Source organism: Streptomyces sp. NPDC087787, assembly GCF_044743035.1.
GTDB lineage: Bacteria > Actinomycetota > Actinomycetes > Streptomycetales > Streptomycetaceae > Streptomyces.
In genome coordinates this window covers 1-18,630 of record NZ_JBIUVQ010000012.1, presented here as the reverse complement: position 1 = coordinate 18,630, position 18,630 = coordinate 1, and the positions used below count along the sequence as shown (strand labels likewise).

Annotated in this window: 23 protein-coding genes, 1 tRNA gene and 1 pseudogene; 7 read left to right on the top strand and 18 right to left on the bottom strand. The window is 67.8% G+C overall.

The genetic code is table 11. From position 1 onward, the window contains the following. The first annotated feature begins 217 nt into the window (after positions 1-217). Genes ACIOWN_RS19860 through fmdA form a run of 3 tightly spaced genes read left to right on the top strand, consistent with a single transcriptional unit; the run spans position 218 to position 2,451 of the window. Positions 218-499 carry an FmdB family zinc ribbon protein gene (locus ACIOWN_RS19860; RefSeq protein ID WP_362350337.1) on the top strand — a complete coding sequence of 94 codons (282 nt, stop codon included), beginning with the start codon at positions 218-220 and terminating at the stop codon, positions 497-499. A gap of 38 nt (positions 500-537) precedes the next feature. Continuing rightward, on the top strand, positions 538-1,191 hold the full coding sequence (locus ACIOWN_RS19855; RefSeq protein ID WP_401982970.1) for an AmiS/UreI family transporter: 654 nt from the start codon (positions 538-540) through the stop codon (positions 1,189-1,191). A gap of 9 nt (positions 1,192-1,200) precedes the next feature. Then, a complete protein-coding gene (fmdA, locus tag ACIOWN_RS19850; protein ID WP_362349911.1) occupies positions 1,201-2,451 on the top strand; it encodes a formamidase in 1,251 nt (416 codons plus the stop codon). 90 nt (positions 2,452-2,541) lie between these two features. Here the strand turns inward: fmdA and ACIOWN_RS19845 are convergent, their stop codons facing one another. Together ACIOWN_RS19845 and dcd are read right to left on the bottom strand one after the other, a co-directional pair. Further along, complete coding sequence (locus tag ACIOWN_RS19845) at positions 2,542-3,051, bottom strand: phosphoribosyltransferase (protein ID WP_362349909.1); 510 nt, start codon at positions 3,049-3,051, stop codon at positions 2,542-2,544. 14 nt (positions 3,052-3,065) lie between these two features. Further along, the gene (gene dcd / locus ACIOWN_RS19840; protein WP_362349907.1) at positions 3,066-3,641 is read right to left on the bottom strand and encodes a dCTP deaminase; all 576 of its coding nucleotides are present in this window, start codon (positions 3,639-3,641) and stop codon (positions 3,066-3,068) included. A gap of 503 nt (positions 3,642-4,144) precedes the next feature. On the opposite strand from dcd, the gene ACIOWN_RS19835 reads away from it, so the two are divergent. Further along, positions 4,145-4,218, top strand: a tRNA-Gly gene (locus ACIOWN_RS19835). 79 nt (positions 4,219-4,297) lie between these two features. On the opposite strand, the gene ACIOWN_RS19830 is transcribed toward ACIOWN_RS19835, so the two are convergent. The 14 genes from ACIOWN_RS19830 to ACIOWN_RS19765 form a co-directional block, all read right to left on the bottom strand. Next, positions 4,298-5,464 (bottom strand): tyrosine-type recombinase/integrase, encoded by a 1,167-nt coding sequence (locus ACIOWN_RS19830; protein ID WP_401982967.1) that lies wholly within the window; start codon positions 5,462-5,464, stop codon positions 4,298-4,300. After that, positions 5,464-5,676, bottom strand: coding sequence for an excisionase family DNA-binding protein (locus ACIOWN_RS19825; RefSeq protein ID WP_362349903.1), 213 nt, complete (start codon positions 5,674-5,676; stop codon positions 5,464-5,466). The genes ACIOWN_RS19830 and ACIOWN_RS19825 overlap by 1 nt, the downstream gene beginning before the upstream one ends. Then, on the bottom strand, positions 5,673-6,974 hold the full coding sequence (locus ACIOWN_RS19820) for a replication initiator (protein ID WP_401982965.1): 1,302 nt from the start codon (positions 6,972-6,974) through the stop codon (positions 5,673-5,675). Before ACIOWN_RS19820 ends, ACIOWN_RS19825 begins: the two co-directional genes overlap by 4 nt. 130 nt (positions 6,975-7,104) lie before the next feature. Further along, on the bottom strand, positions 7,105-7,353 hold the full coding sequence (locus tag ACIOWN_RS19815; RefSeq protein WP_401982963.1) for a SpdD protein: 249 nt from the start codon (positions 7,351-7,353) through the stop codon (positions 7,105-7,107). Positions 7,354-7,367: 14 nt separating this feature from the next. Continuing rightward, on the bottom strand, positions 7,368-7,562 hold the full coding sequence (locus tag ACIOWN_RS19810; protein ID WP_358737017.1) for a hypothetical protein: 195 nt from the start codon (positions 7,560-7,562) through the stop codon (positions 7,368-7,370). Positions 7,563-7,572: 10 nt separating this feature from the next. Next, positions 7,573-7,764: a mobile element transfer protein gene (locus ACIOWN_RS19805; RefSeq protein WP_401982961.1), complete on the bottom strand. Its 192-nt coding sequence runs from the start codon at positions 7,762-7,764 to the stop codon at positions 7,573-7,575. Continuing rightward, positions 7,764-7,964, bottom strand: a complete 201-nt coding sequence (locus ACIOWN_RS19800) for a hypothetical protein (protein ID WP_358737020.1) — start codon at positions 7,962-7,964, stop codon at positions 7,764-7,766. The genes ACIOWN_RS19805 and ACIOWN_RS19800 overlap by 1 nt, the downstream gene beginning before the upstream one ends. Positions 7,965-7,982: 18 nt before the next feature. After that, positions 7,983-8,582, bottom strand: a complete 600-nt coding sequence (locus ACIOWN_RS19795; protein WP_401982959.1) for a DUF2637 domain-containing protein — start codon at positions 8,580-8,582, stop codon at positions 7,983-7,985. Next, a complete protein-coding gene (locus ACIOWN_RS19790; RefSeq protein WP_388479209.1) occupies positions 8,582-8,788 on the bottom strand; it encodes a hypothetical protein in 207 nt (68 codons plus the stop codon). Before ACIOWN_RS19790 ends, ACIOWN_RS19795 begins: the two co-directional genes overlap by 1 nt. Positions 8,789-8,871: 83 nt before the next feature. Then, positions 8,872-10,251: an FtsK/SpoIIIE domain-containing protein gene (locus ACIOWN_RS19785; protein WP_401982957.1), complete on the bottom strand. Its 1,380-nt coding sequence runs from the start codon at positions 10,249-10,251 to the stop codon at positions 8,872-8,874. Positions 10,252-10,256: 5 nt separating this feature from the next. After that, positions 10,257-10,607 (bottom strand): hypothetical protein, encoded by a 351-nt coding sequence (locus ACIOWN_RS19780; protein ID WP_358737027.1) that lies wholly within the window; start codon positions 10,605-10,607, stop codon positions 10,257-10,259. 126 nt (positions 10,608-10,733) lie between these two features. Then, complete coding sequence (locus ACIOWN_RS19775) at positions 10,734-11,462, bottom strand: GntR family transcriptional regulator (RefSeq protein ID WP_401982955.1); 729 nt, start codon at positions 11,460-11,462, stop codon at positions 10,734-10,736. 92 nt (positions 11,463-11,554) lie between these two features. Next, on the bottom strand, positions 11,555-11,992 hold the full coding sequence (locus tag ACIOWN_RS19770; protein ID WP_362349893.1) for an ATP-binding protein: 438 nt from the start codon (positions 11,990-11,992) through the stop codon (positions 11,555-11,557). Positions 11,993-12,268: 276 nt separating this feature from the next. Continuing rightward, on the bottom strand, positions 12,269-13,009 hold the full coding sequence (locus ACIOWN_RS19765; RefSeq protein WP_401982952.1) for a GntR family transcriptional regulator: 741 nt from the start codon (positions 13,007-13,009) through the stop codon (positions 12,269-12,271). An 81-nt stretch (positions 13,010-13,090) separates the two neighbouring features. Here ACIOWN_RS19765 and ACIOWN_RS19760 point away from each other — a divergent pair, with 81 nt between their 5' ends. Continuing rightward, entirely contained in the window at positions 13,091-14,185 is a 1,095-nt protein-coding gene (locus ACIOWN_RS19760) for a DUF1152 domain-containing protein (protein WP_401982950.1), read from the top strand. A gap of 491 nt (positions 14,186-14,676) precedes the next feature. After that, a complete protein-coding gene (locus ACIOWN_RS19755; RefSeq protein WP_401982948.1) occupies positions 14,677-14,892 on the top strand; it encodes a hypothetical protein in 216 nt (71 codons plus the stop codon). Positions 14,893-15,670: 778 nt separating this feature from the next. Here ACIOWN_RS19755 and ACIOWN_RS19750 read toward each other — a convergent pair. Beyond that, positions 15,671-16,213, bottom strand: coding sequence for a hypothetical protein (locus ACIOWN_RS19750; protein WP_401982947.1), 543 nt, complete (start codon positions 16,211-16,213; stop codon positions 15,671-15,673). 1,035 nt (positions 16,214-17,248) lie between these two features. On the opposite strand from ACIOWN_RS19750, the pseudogene ACIOWN_RS19745 reads away from it, so the two are divergent. Then, a pseudogene (locus ACIOWN_RS19745) lies at positions 17,249-17,379 on the top strand (IS481 family transposase); the annotation flags it as partial. On the opposite strand, the gene ACIOWN_RS19740 reads toward ACIOWN_RS19745, so the two are convergent. After that, positions 17,376-18,209 (bottom strand): hypothetical protein, encoded by an 834-nt coding sequence (locus tag ACIOWN_RS19740; RefSeq protein WP_401982945.1) that lies wholly within the window; start codon positions 18,207-18,209, stop codon positions 17,376-17,378. The pseudogene ACIOWN_RS19745 and the gene ACIOWN_RS19740 sit on opposite strands and share 4 nt — an antisense overlap. Positions 18,210-18,630: the final 421 nt, after the last annotated feature.

The following is an 18,630-nucleotide window of genomic DNA, read 5'->3' as shown; positions in this document are numbered from 1 at the left end:
CTCGCGGCACCTGAATGATCAACGCGGCCGCACGATCATGCGCCGGTGCGCACTTCACGGGCTGCCGGAGCAGGAGAGAGGGCGGGCGACCCCTCCCCGACTTGACACGCCCATTGGCGAGACGTCTCCTTGAAGAGAGGAAACAGTTGCGGCACACGCTTTTCCAGCGCACCGCACACTCGGGTTCGTGGGCGTCCAGCCGATTTCCGGAGCGATAATGGCCACTTACGAATATCTGTGCGACCATTGCGGCCCCTTCGATGTGAAATTGACGATCGGAACGGCACCCAGGACGCATGGTTGCCCTTCTTGCACGAACGCTGCGAGGCGCTTGTACTCCGCGCCCGGCCTGAAGACGACCTCGACGAATGCGTCCGCCGCCCTCCGCGAACGGGAGGAGCAGGCCCGCGAGGCCCCGGCAGTGGTTTCTGAAGTGCCGCTGCGCGCAAGGCCGGAGCGGCGACCGCACCCCGCGCTCTCGCGGCTGCCGCGTCCCTGACTGTCTTCACCCCACGCGGAGTCAGGAGGTGCGTCGCGGTGGGAAATGTGGGACTCCTCTTTGTCGGCGCAGTGCTCTACATAAACGGGTTGCTGCTCCTCGGCAAGGTCGACGGCCGGGCAGGCGCAATACTCAACCTGTTCGTAGGCGCATTGCAGGTACTGACGCCGACCTATCTAATCTTCACCGCCGACGGCGACCCGAAGAAGATCCTGGCGGCCTCCGGCCTCTACTTGTTCGGCTTCACCTACCTCTACGTGGGTATCGGCTTGCTGGCCAATCTTGACACCACCGGGGTCGGCTATTACTCATTGTTTGTGGCAATTTGCGCCCTGGGATATTCGTTCGCCAATTTCCACCTCCTGAAGGACTACCCCTTCGGGGTCATCTGGCTCTACTGGGCCTTGCTGTGGTTCCTGTTCTTCCTGCTGCTCGGTCTCAAGATGGATCACCTCACGACCTATACGGGCTGGGTCACAGCGATCGAGGGCTGGGTCACCGGTGCCATTCCCGCGGCGCTGCTGCTCTCCGGCTACTGGAAGCACCCGACCGAGACCGCCATCGCCCTGGGAGTGTTCGGCGTGCTGATGTTCGTGGGGCTGTGGCCGCGCACCCGTGGAACGCCGCAGCCGACCCGAGCCGCTCCGCCGGCCGGCAGCGCGGGTGCTCCGACGTCACCGGATCAGAAGTGAGGAGTTGTCATGCCCGAAATTCTCTTCAATGTGGACCAGAGCAAGTCGATGCGTGAGCAGGACGTTCCAGGACACAACAGGTGGCACCCCGACATCCCCAACGCCACCATGGTGAAGCCGGGAGCGGAGTTCCGGATCGAGTGCCGCGACTGGACCGACTGCCAGATCGGCGACAACGACTCCGCCAACGACGTGCGCGACATCGACCTGACCATCCCTCACATGCTCAGCGGGCCGATCGGCGTGGAGGGCGCCGAACCCGGCGACCTGCTCGTCGTCGACATCCTCGACCTCGGTCCCGTGCCGCAGCAGCGTGGCGACGCGGCGGGCCAGGGCTGGGGCTACACCGGCATCTTCGCCAAGAGCAACGGCGGAGGCTTCCTGACCGACTACTTCCCGGACTCGTACAAGGCCATCTGGAACTTCCACGGCCAGCAGGCGGTCTCCCGCCACCTGCCCGGCATCCGCTACACCGGAATCACCCACCCCGGTCTGTTCGGAACGGCTCCGTCCGCCGAGATGCTCGCCCGCTGGAACAGGCGCGAGAAGGCACTGATCGACACCGACCCGAACCGGGTCCCGCCCCTCGCCGTACCCCCGGACGCCACCCACGCGCTCGCCGGCACGGCCACCGGGGACGTCGCCACCCGCATCGCCGAGGAAGGCGCACGTACGGTGCCGGCCCGTGAGAACGGCGGCAACCAGGACATCAAGAACATGACCCGCGGCTCGCGGGCCTTCTTCCCCGTGTACGTCAAGGACGCCAAGCTCTCCGCGGGCGACCTGCACTTCAGCCAGGGCGACGGAGAGATCAGCTTCTGCGGCGCCATCGAGATGGGCGGTTTCATCGACTTCCATGTCGAACTGATCAAGGGCGGCATGGAGAAGTACGGCATCACCACCAACCCGGTGTTCATGCCCGGTAACGTCGAGCCGCGCTACACGGAGTTCATCAGTTTCATCGGTGTCTCCGTCGACCACGACACGGACACCAACTTCTACATGGACGCCACGCTGGCCTACCGGCGGGCATGCCTCAACGCCGTCGAGTACTTCAAGAGGTTCGGCTACAGCGGAGAGCAGGCCTACCTGCTGCTCGGCTCCGCGCCCATAGAGGGACGCATCAGCGGCATCGTGGACATCCCCAACGCCTGCTGCTCGCTGTACGTCCCCACCGCCATGTTCGACTTCGACGTCCGGCCGTCCGCCGCCGGCCCGATGAAGGCCGACCGCGGCCAGGCCGCGCTGACCAGCGCCTGACCCACCCCTGACCGGACCAAGCACAGGTACGGCCCCGCAGCAGGCGCTGCGGGGCCGTACTGCGCTCCATGGCGCTCGATGCGGTCCTCGCTACAGGGCGTCCTTCGAGGGCGTGATCGGCGTGCCGGCCTTGCGGCACGGAGGAAGCACGGACCACGGGAAGTTGATCCAGTCGTCGGTGCGCTTCCAGACGTACTCGCACTTCACGAGCGACTGGGACTTCTCGTAGATGACGGCGCTGCGCACCTCGGCGACGGTGTCCAGGCAGAAGTCGCGGACCAGCTTGAGCGTCTTGCCGGTGTCGGCGACGTCGTCCGTGATCAGGACCTTCTTGTCGGAGAAGTCGATCACGTTGGGCACGGGCGCGAGCATGACGGGCATCTCGAGCGTGGTCCCGACGCCGGTGTAGAACTCGACGTTGACCAGGTGGATGTTCTTGCAGTCGAGGGCGTAGGCGAGTCCACCGGCGACGAAGACACCGCCGCGCGCGATGCTGAGCACGATGTCCGGCTCGTACCCGTCGTCGGCGATGGTCTGCGCGAGTTCGCGCACGGCGGTGCCGAAGTCCTCGTAGCTGAGGTTCTCTCGTATCCCGGTCATGTCGTGGCTGCCCCTCACACCTGCGTGCGGTGGAAGTTGAGGTAGGAGCGGGAGGCGGTGGGCCCGCGCTGCCCCTGGTACCGGGAACCGTAGCGTTCACTGCCGTACGGGGCCTCGGCGGGCGAGCTGAGCCGGAACAGGCACAGCTGCCCGATCTTCATCCCGGGCCAGAGCTTGATCGGCAGGGTCGCGAGGTTCGACAGCTCCAGGGTCACGTGCCCGGAGAAGCCGGGGTCGATGAACCCGGCGGTGGAGTGGGTGACAAGCCCGAGCCGCCCCAGCGAGCTCTTGCCCTCGAGCCGGGAGGCGAGGTCGTCGGGAAGCGTGATGACCTCGTACGTCGACGCGAGGACGAACTCCCCCGGATGCAGGATGAACGGTTCGTCGCCCTCCGGCTCGACGAGCCGGGTGAGGTCCGGCTGCTCGACGGAGGGGTCGATGTGGGGGTAGCGGTGGTTCTCGAACACCCGGAAGTAGCGGTCGAGCCGCACATCGATGCTCGACGGCTGCACCATGGATTCGTCGAAGGGATCGATCCGCACCCGCCCGGCGTCGATCTCGGCCCGGATGTCCTTGTCTGAGAGAAGCACGTAGCGAGGATACGCAAGGCGCGCGGAGCCCCCACAATCAGGACGACTCCACGCGCCGGTACCGCGTTGCTGCCGCTACCGCTTCTGCAGTCCCACAGGCACCACGCTGCGGAGCCTGGCACACCGTGGACACCTCATGAGCCGGCCGGGGCCGAGCCGCTCGGCCTGCTGCATCGGGAACGAAGCGGTGCTGAACACGTGCCCCTCGGCACAACGGACGACGGTGCGCTCCATCAAGTCCCTTAAGTCCCTTCCCCAGAACCGCGTCTGGCCTCTCGCCGCCTGACGACAAAAGCCACAGTACGGGATCAAAGAGACGTGCCACCAGACGGCACTCCGGCCCCACAGGACCCCAGCCGCACACCCCCACCGTACGCCCCAACTCCGGTTCCCCGCAGCGCCGCTCCCCCCTTTGAAACGCACACCGGCCCCACGGTTCGGGCACCGGGGGCCGGGGATGAGGTACAGTGAGCGCCGGACCCGAACTTCGGTCGGCGTCTTACGCGGGTGTAGTTTAATGGTAGAACATCAGCTTCCCAAGCTGAGAGCGCGAGTTCGATTCTCGTCACCCGCTCCATGCGAAACCCCCAGGTCAGAGACCCGGGGGTTCTTTGTTGTCTGAACCAGGGGATGGGTGCCGCACCACAACCGCACCATTAGTTCTCGGACGGCTCCACCCTGTGGTGCGCGGGATCGTTCTTGTGGTCCTTCGCACGTTCGGCGCGTACAAGGTCGTCGAGCCCGGCGGCTACCTCCCGTTGCCGGTCCTCGTCGGAGTGCTGGTAGATCAGCGCCGCCTTCTCGGAGGACTGGCCGGCGCGCACCATCGTGTCCCGGAGGGTGGCGCCCGAGCGGGTCGAGAGGGTGTGCCCGGTGTGCCGGAGGTCGTAGAAGCGGAAGCCGTCCGGAAGACCGGCGACCGCGCGAGCCCGACGCCACTTCCGCCCGAACGAGGTGCGCCGGAAGGCCGCGCCCTTCTCCCCCACGAAGACCAGCCCATCGGGCCCCTTCTCGGCGAACCAGTCGAGGTGCCGCTTCACCTCCTTCTGCAGGAAGGCCGGGAGGACGACGACACGAGCGCCCGCATCGGACTTGGTCGGTCCGGGAGCCCGCTTGCCATTGGTCCGCTCAGGCTCGGCGACCCGCACGCGGATCACGAGGTTGTCGAGGTCGACGTCACGGCGACGGAGGCCGGCCAGCTCCTCGGGCCGCATCGGACCGTACGCGCCGAGGTAGACCATGAGCCGCCAGCGGATGCCGATCGCGTCGGCGAGCGCGTCGACCTGGGCGACGGTGGCGATACGACGCTCGGTGGCGGACTCCTTGCCCGCGCCCTTGATCCGGCACGGGTTGCGGGTGATCAGGTCGTCGTCGACGGCTGTCTCGAGGATGCCCTTGAGGAGGCGGTACGCCTTGGCGACGGTTGTCTTGGCTTTGGTGGTGCGGAGCCGTTCGGCTCGCCACTCGCGTACGCGAGGTGCGGTGATCTCGTCCAGGTCGAGTCCGCCGAACGTCGGGAGGATGTGCAGGCGGAGCAGGTGCCGGTACAGGTCCTCCGTCCGAACGGCCAACTCTCTCTCCTCGACCCACTTCTCGGCGTAGACGCCGAGGTTGACCGCCCCGACGTCAGGAGCACGCCAGTCCCCGCGGCTGAGGTCCGCCTCGACCTGGGACAGCCAGATCTCGGCGTCCCTCTTGGTCTGGAAGGTCTCGCCCGCGCGGATGCGCTCACCGTCGGGCCCGAGGTACGACGCCGTCCAACTCCCGGACCGGTACTGCCGTACAGCACCGAAGCGCCGGCGCCTGCCCTTCTTGTTGGCCATCAGGCAGCCCTCCGCAGGGCCGTACGGCGGAGCCTCACCGGTTCCACGGTGTGGGCGGCGATGTAGTCGCGCACGGCACTCTCGGGAACGCGGACATGACGGCCGACCTTGACGTACCGGATGCGCCGTTCCTCGATGAGCCGCCGAGGAAAGCGGACGGTCGTCCCCAGCAGCTCGGCGACCTGATCCACGGACAGATAGCGGTCGTTCATGTGGTCGGCTCTCCTTCTGTTCCGGGAGCGGGTTCGAGGGTGGCGGCGAGCCAGCTTTCAGCGGCGGAGAGGCCGGTTCCGGCGAAGACCCAGTGCGCGAGGACGAGCGTCGTGTCATGGCCGGTGTCGACGACCGGGGCGGCTTGGGCGCGGCGCCATTCGGTGCGTGCTTCGCGGAGGGCGCCGAGGGTGGTGGAGTAGCGGCGGGACTTGGTGGAGAAGTGGCCGCGGAAACCGAGCATGTGGGCCCAGGCCCGCAGGCGGAGGTCTGCCAGCTCGGGGCGTGCGCCCAGGGCCCAGGCAGTACGGATCACGTGCCGGGCGTGTTCGGTGATCCGCGCTTGCGCCAGCTCGGCGAGGAAGCGCAACGGCCGGTCGAGGGTGCCGGTCGCTGTCTCGGCCCCCTTGGTGGCGTACTTGGCGACGTAGGCCGCGACGGCCCGCTCGGTCAGGTCGTCGTCGCCGTCGAAGTCGGCGGAGCGGATCGGGCGGACGTCGAGTTGGCGGCCGAAGACGAAGGTGTGCGGCCGGCCGTCAACCTCCGGGCCGTCGACGCGGGCGGCGGCAGCGGCAGCGCGGATGGCGTCGGTCAGCAGCTCGGCCGTTGCCCAGGCCGGGGGTACGGTCTCGCCGCCTTCCGGGCCGTCGAGGCGGATGACCGCGTGGAAGTGGACGGCGCCGCGCTTCTGGTACTCGGCCACCTTGGCGAAGGAGACGCGCGCGTGGTCGCGGAAGGCCCGTTGGGTGAGTCCGGCTCGCTTGGCGGCTTCCCGGCGGAGGTAGATCGAGAAGCGCTGCCAGAGGGCCCCGGCGTGCGCGTTCCAGAGAACGGCCGCTTCGTAGTCGTAGGCGTCCGGGTCAAGGGGTGTGCCCAGGGCCGGGTCCTGATCGTCGTGGCGGATGCCGCAGCGGCAGGGGCGTCCGCTGGAGGGGCGGTTGTGGACCGGGCCGAAGCTGGGGGCGGTGAAGGTGGCGAAGACGCGCGGGTGCGTGGCGACCTGTTCCGGGGTGCCCTTGCCGCCGCGGAGACCGGCGGTGATCAGGTGGTAGGTGTCGCGGCGGTAGGTCTCGGCGCAGGCCGGGCACCGGGTGGCCCGGCGGTTGTTGCAGCGGACGAGAAGCTGGCCGGCGGGGAGGGTGGCGGAGTCGAGGTGGTGCAGGGTGCGGCCGATCTCACCGGTCGTGATGTCGATCTCGTACTCGGTGCGGTGGCCGTCGAGGCGTACCGGGCGAGTACAGCCGCCCAGGCCGGACAGTTGGCGGGCCAACTCGGGCATGGTGCCCAGCGAGGCCAGCATGGAGAGTTCCGCCAGCGGGGGCGGAGTCTGCCGGGTGATGATGGGAGTTCCTTTCGGCTGCTTTGACGGTTGGGAGGGGCGGCCCCGGGGCGGCGGGATGCTTGGCGGCGTTTGCCGCCCCGGCGGCCGGTCAGCGCTTGTTCGCGCCGTTGACGAGGGAACGCAGGACCACGGCGGCGATGGCCACGGACACGGCCGAGACGGCGAGGGCCGCCAGGAGCGCGGTGAGCACGACGCCGACGACGGTCACCGCGGCGACGGCGCCAACCCAGGGGGCGAGGGTGCGGCCGGCCGAGGGCGCCGGGACGTGGCTGTGCTGGGCGCTGACGATGTGCGACGTGGGCTGAGTCGGGATGTCGGGCAGCTTGGGGCGGAGCACGGCGTATCTCCTCGTCAGTCGTGGGTGCCGTTGACGACGTCGACGCCGGAGCGGGTGCCGGAGTCGATGGCCGGTGCGAGGAAGGTCCGGGAGAGCAGGAAGCCGAACAGCGCGATCACGACGACGATCCAGACGCGGACGCCGAGGAACTTGATCGCGCCCCACGCGATGAGGCCCAGGACCAGGACGAGCGGCAGTGAAACAGTCACGGAAGCTCCCTCAGCGGACGTTGCAGCGGTGGGTGCGGGCGGCGAGTTCGGCGGCGGTGCGGCTGTCGTAGTCGGCTGAGAAGCCGCAGCGCGGAGCGGTACAGGCCGCGGTGTGCTTCTCGCGGCCCCGGCCGTCGTAGTACGTGGCGACCTGCACGGGGCCGATGCGGACGAGTCGGCGAAAGCGCGGGTTCGCGGGCATCAGGGCAGCTCCCTCGATTCCGGGTGGCTCTCGCCGGTGAAGTCGGCGACGTGGTCGAGCAGCCACCGCCGGATCTCCTCGCTCTCGTACTCGTCGGCGGTGAGGATCACGGGTTCGGCGATGAGCATTGCTTCGGTGAGGCGGTTCTGACGGGTCAGCTCGGCGGCCCGGTTGAGCGCGCGGAGCGTGGACGGACGCACGGTGGGATGTCCTCCGGGTCAGGTGAGGTGGTGGGTGGTGATGGCTTCAGCGAGCCGCAACGGGACGCCGAGGCGGGCGCGCAGGGTCGAGGTGTCGATGGCTGTCCCGGTCCGGGCCCGGTGTTCGTCGGCGACCTTGCGGGCGAGAGCGACGAGTGCAGGGGGAACGGGCGCGGTAGCAGGAGCGGAGGCCGAAGCCCCGGAAGCACTGTTGTCTGCCGGGACCGGTTCTGGTGACGGCGCGGATGTCTGTGTGCGTGAGCCGTGGGCGAGCAGGGTTCCGCCGAGGAAGGCGACCGCGGGCCATCCGGCGACGAGGATGCGCAGCCAGGCCGGTACGTCGTCCATGTCGAGGAGGCCGGCGGTCGCGACGTTCGCACCGAGCGACGCGGTCAGGGCGACGGCGAACCAGCACCAGGCGGCCGGCTTCGATCCGCCGTTGCGGAGCCGGTGCCAGGCAGCGACGAGGAGCAGGTCGACGGAGACGGGGTAGGCCCACGCCTTCCATCCGTCCTGTCCCGCAGCGGCGGCGAGGTCGTGCAGATGGGCGAAGGACAGGGCCCCGGCGATGACGGCTTGGACCAGGACCGCGTCCGCACGGAGAGCGGGGCGGGCCATCAGGACGACTCGCCAGGGTGGTCCGGGCCGTCTTCGGGGTCGTAGCCGGGCGGGAAGATGCCCGGCGGCGGCTCCGGAAGGGACACGGCCAGGGACTGAGCCACGGCTTCGACGAACTTCTCGTCGGCGCCCGACGTGTCGGCGTAGAGGGCGAGTTGGCCCAGTAAGAAGACGGTCCGGGTGAAGTCTTCGCAGTCAGGGCACATGGCAGCGCTCTCCTTCCTTTGGGCATGACGGGGTAGGGACTTGGCGCGTGACGGTCGCGCCGACCGTGGAGGTGGAGGTGTGGCTACTCGGTCATCGGCTGCGAACGGCTCGGTGATTCGGTGGACTTCACCGACTGCACGGGCGGTGCGGAAGGCCGGAAGGGCGAGAGGGCCGGTACGTCGGGAGCGAAGTGGGCCGCAGCGCGGCAGGTGGCCGCAGCGTCGGCGAGGGAGAGATGCGGGGTGCGGATGCGGGACCAGCCGCCCGAGGTGTCACCCACGACGGCCAGGCCGGGCCGCTCGGAGGCGATCGAGCACGCGGCCCAGACGGCTTCCGGAGCGATGTCCCCGAGTGCCATCTTGGCCGACGCCTCGTCGTTGACACGGTGGCAGACACGGCCGGTGAGCTGTGCACGGAGCATGGTCGCGCCCTTACCCAGCTCGGCGCCGAAGCGCTGGCCGCAGACCTCCAGGTAGATGCCGGCCGCGCGGCCGAGCTGGGCGAGGCGGATGAGGTGGGTCACCATCTCGTCGCGCCGTTCCTCTTCCTTCCGCGTGGCGACGAGGAAGAGTTCCGCCACCTCATCGACGAACAGCACGATGGGCGCCGGGCGTTCGGTGTCCGGCAGGCCCCAGATGTCGGAGGTGATCAGTTCGTCCGGGGTGCCCGGGGCGATGCCCTGCCGGGCCTTGATCAGGTCGTATCGGTCCTCCATTTCCTTCACGAGCACCGGCAGCAGCTCGGCCGCCTGGTCGGGGTCGGTCGCCAGCGCCGACAGCCGGGCGGCGAACGGCGCCAGTTCGACACCGCGCTTGCAGTCGATGCCGACCAGGACCACCGGCTGCGTGGCCAGTCCGGCGAGCAGGTTCCGCAGGTACATGGACTTGCCCGAGAGCGTGGCGCCGAGAACCAGCTCATGCGGTACGGCACGGTAGTCACGGACGTACGGAGTCGCGTCCTCCCGCAGGGCCACCGGCACTTGGAGTAGTCCTGGGCCCGTACGACCGCGGGGCATCCGTACCTTCCGGAGGACGTCGAAGCCGACGAGCCGCAGTTCGACGACTCCGGGCTTGATGTCCCGGACGTGCACGGCATGGACGCCCCAGGCGTGCCGAAGCCGTTCGGTCGAGGCCGCCACGTCCGCCGGCTCCTGTCCGGGAGCCAGGCGCAGCCGCATGCGCAGGCCTGTCGAGGTGGGCCGGATGAGCCCCCGGCGGGGCGGGACCGGCCGGACCTCCCGTCGGGTGGTGGCCCGGACGGCCAGGGTCCGCCAGCGCGGCGGCTCGACGGTCAGGCCGCAGGCGTCCATGGTCGAGGAGTACGAGGCCAGCAGCCGGGCCACCGACAGCGGCAGCCCGACCGTGGACCAGTACGCCGCGGGGTGAGCGTGTCGGACGTAGGCCGCGCCGCCTATCGCGGCGAGCGACCCACCCAGCTCGGCCACCGTCCCAAGGTCCGCCACGGCGATCAGCCCGCCTGAGCCATCGGGAAGGCACCGGGGGCAACGGCGGTGGCCCGGTAGGCGATGCCGTGCCGCTGCTGCCCGTTGAACACGCTTTCCCAGGGCCGGGCCACCAGCCCCGGCAGGGCGACCGGAGCACCGACGGTCAGCCCCTCCGAGACCCCGCTTTCGGGGATGGTGACCTGGATCAGCGACGACTCGCCCTCGTCGATGTAGACGACGCCGACGGTCATCAGGGCCTCACCGCTCACGGCGTCCTTGGCAATCTCGCCGGTCTGCCGGTCACGGACCTTCGGTGCCGGTGCTTCGGTGAGCAGGATCGTGGCGGTCGAGGCGTCAACGCGGATAACACGCACTGAGATGTCTCCTTCTGAGTCGATCAACTCGCACCTGACAAGTTGACTTAGCAAGTTCGAAACTAGGGATGCCAAGTTGACTTGTCAAGCCACTTGTGAGGGTGAGTTGAGGGGGCGTCAGGCGGCTTAGTTCAAGCGGTAGGTGTCTTCCAGCTCCTGCCGATCGGCAGGAAGGAGCACGTCAGAGACCTGGAGCGCCTGGCCGGAGGCATCGCAGGCGATGACGAGGACGCTCAGGACGGGGACGCCGTCCGGAAGCCCCAGCAACTCAGCTTCGGCAGCGTCGGGCAGCCGGGCGGACACCCGCTCCGTGACATGGTCGAAGCGAATCTTCTTACGCGTCTCCAGGTGCTCGCGCACGCCGGACGCCAACGCGTCACCGTCGGCCAGATCGGTTCCGTCGACCAGGCCGGCGGGGAAGTACGACGAGACGAGCTCGACCGCTTCGCCGTCCTCTTCGACCAAGAGCCGACGACGGAGCACCTTGGCACTCTTGGGCAGCCCGAGAGCCGAGGCCACACGCGGCGGGACCGCCGCTTCCCCGACATCGACCAGGCGCCCAGGGGTCTGCGACTCGTCGCGCGTCAGAGCGTCGAGCCCGCGCCGATCCTTGCTCTCGACGACCGCGGGACGTCCGCGCACGATCGTCCCGTAGCCCTGCCGGGACTCCAGCCAGCCGTCCCGCTTCAACAGCTCCAGCGCTCGCACGACCGTGGGGCGGGACATCCCGAACGCCTGCACCAACTGGTTCTCACTGGGAACCCGTGTACCAGGCGCGTACGTGCCGTCCTCGATACGACGTTGGATCGTCTGCGCGAGGCGCACGTACTTGGGTGCCTCCACTTCATACGCCATGAACGCCGCCGTCTGTCGAGATTGGCCAAGTCAACCAGTCAACCAGACTAGCGACTATGCGCGTGCGGCAGTAGAAGTGGGGCAGGTCCGGCTCATGAAGGCCAGGCATCGGCCATCACGAAGGAGACGACCGTTCCCCCGAAGCGGCTCGGCCCGGAGTGCCAGGATTCGGCGATGGAGTCGACCAGGAGCAGACCGCGTCCGTGCGCGTCGTCGGCGTCCGGCCGACGGAGACGCACGCTCGCCGGGAATCCCGGATTGTGCACCTCCACCCGCAGCGAAGTCCCCTCCCGGAACCACTCCACCCGTACGAGCCACTGCTCGTCCGACCGTCCGCAGCGGATCGCGTTGGTCACCAGCTCCGAAATCATCAGCATGCAGTCGTCGACCGAGCAGAGCGGGTTGTACGGGGCGATGAACTTGCGGAACCAGCGCCGGGCCCGGGGTACGGACTCCGGAGTCGGATGCAAGGTCATCGCCCCGAGTCGGGGCGAGTCCTCGCAGGGGTAGCGGTCGATCGTGTAGGTCATCCGCGCTCACTCCTTGCCGCTGCCGTCGCAGTCGAGGCAGCGCCGCTTCGATGTGGCACGAGTCCGGTCATCGGTCGTGGCCAGAGCCGCCGCCGTGCGCGAACCGACGCGTTTCCAGCCGCGCCCCCGGCATCCCCGGCAGGCTAAGCGCGTGCCCTGATCCGGCCGCTGACTCGTCACGCCGTGCCCCCTTCTCGTAAGTGGCCTTAGCCACTTAGTGGATGGTGGCATTAGCCACTTGCAGCACGCAAGCCGTTCGCGCGAAGTGACCTGCAATCAGGTGAGGGGGTAACCCTGCTCGAACGCCCAGCGGCGCGGCGGGTAAGTGGCCTCGGCGAACTCCAGCGGCCGGTCCTGAAGGTCATAGACAACGTGGTGGACGATCAACACGGCAGCTCCAGCTGCCAGTTGCAGGTCCGAGGCCTCCTCCTCAGTGGCGCTCCGGGCGCACATGCGGTCCTCGGCGTAACTGCCCTTCCGCCCTGTCATCGTCTCGACGTACATCAGTGTCCCCTCCTGGAGCCGCTCAGGCTCCATGAGCTTGGGCGCACGCTGACCGACGTCAGGCGCGAACCACGAGGTGGACAGGGTGATCGGACCGTCCTGGTTGTTGGTCACCCGCCGGCGGTGCACCGCCCGACGATCCTTCGTCAGCCCCAGGGCCTCAGCAACGTGATCGGGCGCGTCCATCCAGCCGGCGGAGGTGATGACCGCGTACTCCCCAGGCGTGTAGATCTTCCCGGTCTGGCGAGCACGGCCGTACAACTCCCGTGCGCGCCGGTTCACTTCGAGACTGCGCACGTAGGTACCTGACCCCTGGCGCTTCTCGACGAGCCCCTGATGACTCAGCGCCTCCAGCGACCGGGCCGCCGTAGGCCGGGACACCTTCCAGTCGGCAGCCAGCTGCCGTTCCGAGGGAACCTCGTCCCCTGCCCGTAGGTCGCCTCGAAGGATCTGATCGCGGATGTAGTGGGCGATCTGGAGATACTTCGGTTGAGCCTCCTCGATCTGCGGCATGTGCCCTCCTCGTCCAAGTGGCTATGGCCTCTGGCCACTATAGGGTGAGTGGCCAGGCCCTCAGCCCGTAATGTTGGGCACATGACGCGGTTGATCGTCGCAGCAGGAGGAGGTGGCGACGCAGTCGCCGCCGCAATGCTTCACGCCGCCCTGTACGGCGACGAGGACCAGGCGGTGATCCTCACGTACGCCTGGGATCGCCTGCTGGTCGACCCGATCCCGGGCCCGCGAGGAGCGGACAACTTCACGGGACTCGCGCCGGTCACTCACTCCGTCCGGTCAGTGCCGGCCACGGCCGAGCCGATCGCCCCGGCAGGCTCCACACTCCCCCGACTCGCGGAAGAGCTCCCGCACACCGTCGCCCTGCTCGACCCGCACCACGGCGCCGAGGGCGTCACACGCCAGCTCGAAGAGCTGATCGACCACCTGGCTCCCGCGTCGATCGATCTGCTGGACGTGGGCGGCGACATCCTCGCCCAGGGCGACGAACCCACGCTCAAGAGCCCGCTCGCCGACGCCCTCACCCTCGCCGCGTGCTGCCAGGTCAACGCCCCGATCCGCTTGCTGGTCGCAGGCCCGGGACTGGACGGTGAAGTCTCGCCCGACGACTTGCGCCCCCTCTTCGGCCCCCTCGTCCACAGCTTCACGGCGCAGGACGTGGAATCGGTCGGCAGCGTCCTGCAGTGGCACCCCTCAGAGGCGACAGCGATGCTCGCGGCGACAGCCCGAGGAGCCCGCGGCATCTGCGAAGTCCGGGACGCCGGCTTCGCCGTACCCCTCACCGACGAGGGGCCCACGGTCCACGAAGTCGACCTGGACGAAGCCATCAACCGCAACACCCTGGCCCGCGCCATCATGACGACGGCCACCCTGGACGAGGCCGAGGCATACAGCCGCGAGATCTGCGGCTTCTCGGAAATCGACTACGAGCGCAACAAGGCGGCATGGCTCACCGAGCAGCCACCGACGAAGCTCGAACCCGACGACGTACTGCTCCGGCTCGACCAGTTCCAACGTGAGGCCCGAGCCCGCGGAGTCACCCACACGACGTTCCGCCACATCACCGAGGCCCTGAACCTCAGCGGCTCTCATCGCGGTGAGCTGCGCCAACTCCTCATCAGCAGCCGCCCAGAACAGTACGCGGCGCCCTTGTGGCGCATCCCTGCCGACGACTGAGTTACAACCTTCTTTACGGGTTCAAGCCCCGGCTGCGCTCCGCTCCGCCGGGCGCGCTCCCGGCTTCGCTGCGCGCTGCGCTCCTGCCTCCGGCCCGCTCCGCCCGCGCTGCGCCGACGCGCGCCCACATGTGGATAGGGCCGGGTGTCATGAGTCGATCACCGCATAGAGCGGCCCGCGGTCAAAGACGATGCCTCCGGCGGGGATCGGCTGGCACCGGGATGGAGGGGGCGCCATTGCCGACTGCGGGCCCGTAGGGGCGTGCGTGGGGTGCTCCCATCCCGTCCACCGCCGACCCAGGCAGAGCCGAGCAGACGCGGCCCAGGGGCGTCAAGGTCGTTCGTACAGTAGCGCGCTCCACCTTGACGCCCCTGAACCACGCCCGCTCCACGGTGTGTGGGTCGACGGCGGACGGGATGGGAGCTGGGCTGAGTGGTGGGAAAGGTCTCCGGCACCTGGCAATGAGCGCGGTCACCTGCCACGATCTAGCCGTGATCAACCTTTCGAAGATCGCAAGGCTGGCAGACGCCCTCCTCGATGTGGTGGGCGTGGCGGTCGGTTCACTGCTGCTAGTGGTCGGTATCGAGACCTACCGCGACGGTGGATCCGTGGGCTGGCCCATCGCCGGATCAGTGCTGCTCTTGGTCAACCTCTGGGTGGCCTGCCGTCGATTCACCCGGCGCAGGAAGCCGGCTCCGTCGTCGTAGTCGCACACAGGCGGCCACCCGTGCCCCTTGCGTGCCCGATGGGAGAGCAAGCAGCGGGGACCAACGGGGAACGTCGGCGATCCTCCCGAGAACACGCAGGTCACCGTTCTGCCAGGTCAGGCCGGATCCGCATACGCGATCTTCCAAACTGGTGCTCTAGGATCCCGAGCGCCGCGGCGCTTTCTTGGGGACGAGGAGACATACATGCGCCGCCCCCTCTGAGACGCTGGGCAGATGCTCACTGAAGACGAAGCACGAGGGCTCGTTGCGGCGGAGCTCTCACGGGTCGAAAGAGCGATGTATCAACACCTGGACCTTGCGATCTCCAGGGTTGAAACCGTGTCTTTCGGGTGGGTGTTCTACTGGTGCGCGCGACGGGACATCGGTCGCCCCGCCGGCCAGCGGCCAACACTCGGCGGGAACGGCCCTTTCTTGGTGGATCGGGAGAACGAGCGGCTTATCCAAACTGCAACCAGCAGGCCCGTACCCCGACAGATCGCGGACTATGAGCGTCGGCTGCGGCGTGAGGCTCATGCCCAGAACGCGGCGGCGAAGCGAGCTGTACAGCAAGGAAGTACAGCAACTACAGCAACCAGCCTCGACCAGTAGTGCCTCCGAGGAGCCATGAAGCGGCCTGTATGACCGTCACCGACTGATCGGTCTGACACGGCCGCGGCCGCCCCGCCCAGCACGGGTGGACAGGCGGTCAGGCCGAACTCCTAAAGCGGTAGTCAACGCGAGTGCTGCACAGCAACTACCACCGCCGGTTCCCCGACGCTCACGCCCCATACGTGAGGTCCCTGCCACCGCTGGCCTCGATCAGCCAAGACAGCGAACCGCTGCCGAATGGCCAACCGGTGGTGGCTACCTCAACCCAGCCGTTGCCCGGCTCGCCTGACCCCGCGTCCCACCACCACCAGCTGCGGTCGTCGCCCATGCCCTCCGCGGTCGGGTCGAAGTAGTAGAGCCAGCCTGAGAGCGTCCAAGGTCCTTGACTGAAGTCCGCCTTCTCCTCGGGCGTCATCGCCTGCCACTTCCGGAGCCAGGCCTGGGCGTCGAATGACAGGCCAGCCCCCGACTCCGCGTGCTCCGGCGCACACCGCTGCACGAACCACGCCGGCAGCAACTCCGACCACCGCTCGAAGGCGGGCCAGTCATTCGTCCGCTCGACCACAGACGTCAGCACAGCACGGGCATCCGCGATGACCCGTGCCGGATTCTCGGCAGTGAACCGGACCCGCACGAGAAACGGCCTCTGCTGACTGTCACCAGATCCGAGACCGGACCGAAGACGTCGAAGCTCGCCCTTGATGATCTCCACGGCGAGAAGTGTGCACTTCCACCGGCTTCGCCGCACGTAGAGGGCGTGCCTAACGCCATAGCGCTGGCGGAGATCACGTCCATGCTGCACGGGATGGACCTCCCGGCTCTTGGGGCCCCTCGTCATGGGTGAGGTCTTCTGGCACGCCCATACCCACCAGGTCAGCGTGCGGCTCGACGAGTGGCCGACAGCCGATGCGTGATCGCCCCTGGGCCGTCTGTGGGCCGTCCGAGGCCGCTCAGTAGCGACCGGCGATGACTACTAACGACAGTCGCAGCGAGCGACAGCCGCAGGTCACCCAAGTGGATCTGCGACACTGGTACCACCATGCCCAAGCCCGGAGAACAGAGCTTGCCTCGGCCATAGTTGAAGTGGATGGGTGGCTTGGCGTCGGGGGGCAGGATGAACGGCGTTGTCGCTTTGACGAATCCGGTGTCGTCGACGGGTGAAATGAGGGCCACGGACGGTGGATCAAAAGCGGGCCACTGCGTGATCTCTTGATCACCAGCGATCACCATGCATCTTCGCGAAACCCTCTCAACTTCTCCAGGAGGATGTCATGATCGCGCGCATGGATGCGAACAAGAGCACGACAGCATGGCTCCTATCCTTGGGCGCAATCGTGGCAGGGATCGGCCTGTACCTAGGGGCTGCTCCGATGGGCAACTGTGGGTCTCCTTGGTTTCCGGACTGGGAGGCGGCAGACAAGGAAGCCCGCATAGGAAAATTGACTGGGGCGATGACCGGCTTCGGATACGACGGAGACCCGCGTCAGTCCTGTCGTGATCAATTTGGCTCCCGCGGCACCTTCGGTACCGGTCTCGTGGTGCTTGGCGGAGGTTCCCTGATCGCCGGCGGGATAATGCGCAGCAAGAGCGGGCCAGGGGCTCAACCCTCGCCAAAGGCGACCGCAGCAGGGCAACCGCCAACTACACCGCCCGACACGAAGGAGTCGCAGGCCAACGCATAGCGATGTCCCTGCAGCTGGGCCAACCATCGACGCATCACCACCGCACGCGAAGCGGCGCAGCCCGCTCCGAACAGGAACGACGCGGCGTGTCCCCACGGTGGCTGCACACCTCCAATTACCACCGCAGACACACCGCGCTCGCAAGCACACCACCCACCAGCGGCGTCTCCCCAACCACCCAGGGCAAGATAGCTAGGTCGCGACGGACCGCACGTAGTTCACGTGCCGAATCATGTCCGCAAGCGCTGACAAGCAAGCTGACGTAGCCTCGGCCTCCGCTGTTAGCTCCCTCGTCCGAACTGTGCGCAGCCGGGGAGGTAGGCGCACCAGCCCCTCAAGATCTTCCTCGAGCCGCGGTGTAAACGCCCGCCCTTCCAACGTCTCCAGCGTCTGCACGCCATTCCTGAGCACCAGGTAGGAGGGCATGGCCATCCAGCGGAGTCCCATTTCATCTAGACGAGGCCGCACTTCGGTGTCCAGACGGTTCCATCTCAATGCGATGTCGGTGAGCCAGATTCGATAGTCAAGCCTGCCCAGGTTGAGGTGTTCGTCGAACGCCGCTTGCCTCGCGCCGTAGGCTTCAAGTGACCCACGGCCTGCCCTGCGGACGTCACCAAGGCGATCCCGGTACTCGCAGCTTGCGACCGCTGCGTGATTGACCGCGTGGTGTGCCTCAGCAAGGTCCTGCGCCTTGATACCTGCCAGGAGAGCGCGTTCGAACTCCGCTGCTGCCTGGCGCGCCGATCGCTGCACTGCCCGACGTTCCATCGCTTCGGCTTGCATCTCACTCAAGTGAGCCAGTACGACCAGTGCGGTCGGGACACCAAACAGCAGACTGACAAAGCTAGACGCCAGGTTGGTGACGAAGCTTCGTCCATCCCACCAGTGGTGGGAGTCGCCGTAGGCACCGAGCCCGGCGGTGACGAAGCCCAAGGGGATTGCGACGTAAGCAACCCACCGAATCGCCACCGGCGTGTCATGCCACCAAGTCCTCAAGCGGCCGATCCATCCGAAGTGACTCAACACCGATGCCCTCCCCGAGATCCGCACGTGCCGTGAAACGTTAGCCGCTGTGGAGGAGCGCAGCGCGGGCCATGGCTATCAACTCCCCACGAAAAAGCCCGCCGCGGCGGCCGAGGCGCACCCCGAAGAGCGCCGAAGTTGCCGGCGCCGTCCCCGGGATCGGCGCAACAGGTCAGGGCGTTGATCGATTCGGCGGCCGCAGGTCACGGCCGCCGGTGGTCAGTTGTGGCTGTGCAGAGGAGCCTGTCACCGTCCCCGAGAGGGCCGACCAGTGGCCTCGTCGCGTCCGCCAGGCAGCATCGCAGCGGCCCAAAACCCGCCAGCGAGGAAGTGAGGCTTTTCCATCATCGGTCTGAGCTGGCCAGATGCAGGGTGAGGACGGCCTGGACGAGGCAGGTGATCCGGGTGGTCGAGCACCGGAGCT

Excerpts from the sequence above, each read along its gene's own strand:
- ACIOWN_RS19790 (WP_388479209.1), bottom strand. The coding sequence starts at position 8,788 with ATGTGCCCTGACTGCGAAGACTTCACCCGGACCGTCTTCTTACTGGGC.
- ACIOWN_RS19805 (WP_401982961.1), bottom strand. The coding sequence starts at position 7,764 with ATGCCCGCGAACCCGCGCTTTCGCCGACTCGTCCGCATCGGCCCCGTG.
- ACIOWN_RS19765 (WP_401982952.1), bottom strand. The coding sequence starts at position 13,009 with ATGCCGCAGATCGAGGAGGCTCAACCGAAGTATCTCCAGATCGCCCAC.
- ACIOWN_RS19860 (WP_362350337.1), top strand. The coding sequence starts at position 218 with ATGGCCACTTACGAATATCTGTGCGACCATTGCGGCCCCTTCGATGTG.
- fmdA (WP_362349911.1), top strand. The coding sequence starts at position 1,201 with ATGCCCGAAATTCTCTTCAATGTGGACCAGAGCAAGTCGATGCGTGAG.
- ACIOWN_RS19770 (WP_362349893.1), bottom strand. The coding sequence starts at position 11,992 with ATGACCTACACGATCGACCGCTACCCCTGCGAGGACTCGCCCCGACTC.
- ACIOWN_RS19845 (WP_362349909.1), bottom strand. The coding sequence starts at position 3,051 with ATGACCGGGATACGAGAGAACCTCAGCTACGAGGACTTCGGCACCGCC.
- ACIOWN_RS19830 (WP_401982967.1), bottom strand. The coding sequence starts at position 5,464 with ATGGCCAACAAGAAGGGCAGGCGCCGGCGCTTCGGTGCTGTACGGCAG.
- ACIOWN_RS19760 (WP_401982950.1), top strand. The coding sequence starts at position 13,091 with ATGACGCGGTTGATCGTCGCAGCAGGAGGAGGTGGCGACGCAGTCGCC.
- ACIOWN_RS19795 (WP_401982959.1), bottom strand. The coding sequence starts at position 8,582 with ATGGCCCGCCCCGCTCTCCGTGCGGACGCGGTCCTGGTCCAAGCCGTC.
- ACIOWN_RS19820 (WP_401982965.1), bottom strand. The coding sequence starts at position 6,974 with ATGCTGGCCTCGCTGGGCACCATGCCCGAGTTGGCCCGCCAACTGTCC.
- ACIOWN_RS19775 (WP_401982955.1), bottom strand. The coding sequence starts at position 11,462 with ATGGCGTATGAAGTGGAGGCACCCAAGTACGTGCGCCTCGCGCAGACG.
- ACIOWN_RS19825 (WP_362349903.1), bottom strand. The coding sequence starts at position 5,676 with ATGAACGACCGCTATCTGTCCGTGGATCAGGTCGCCGAGCTGCTGGGG.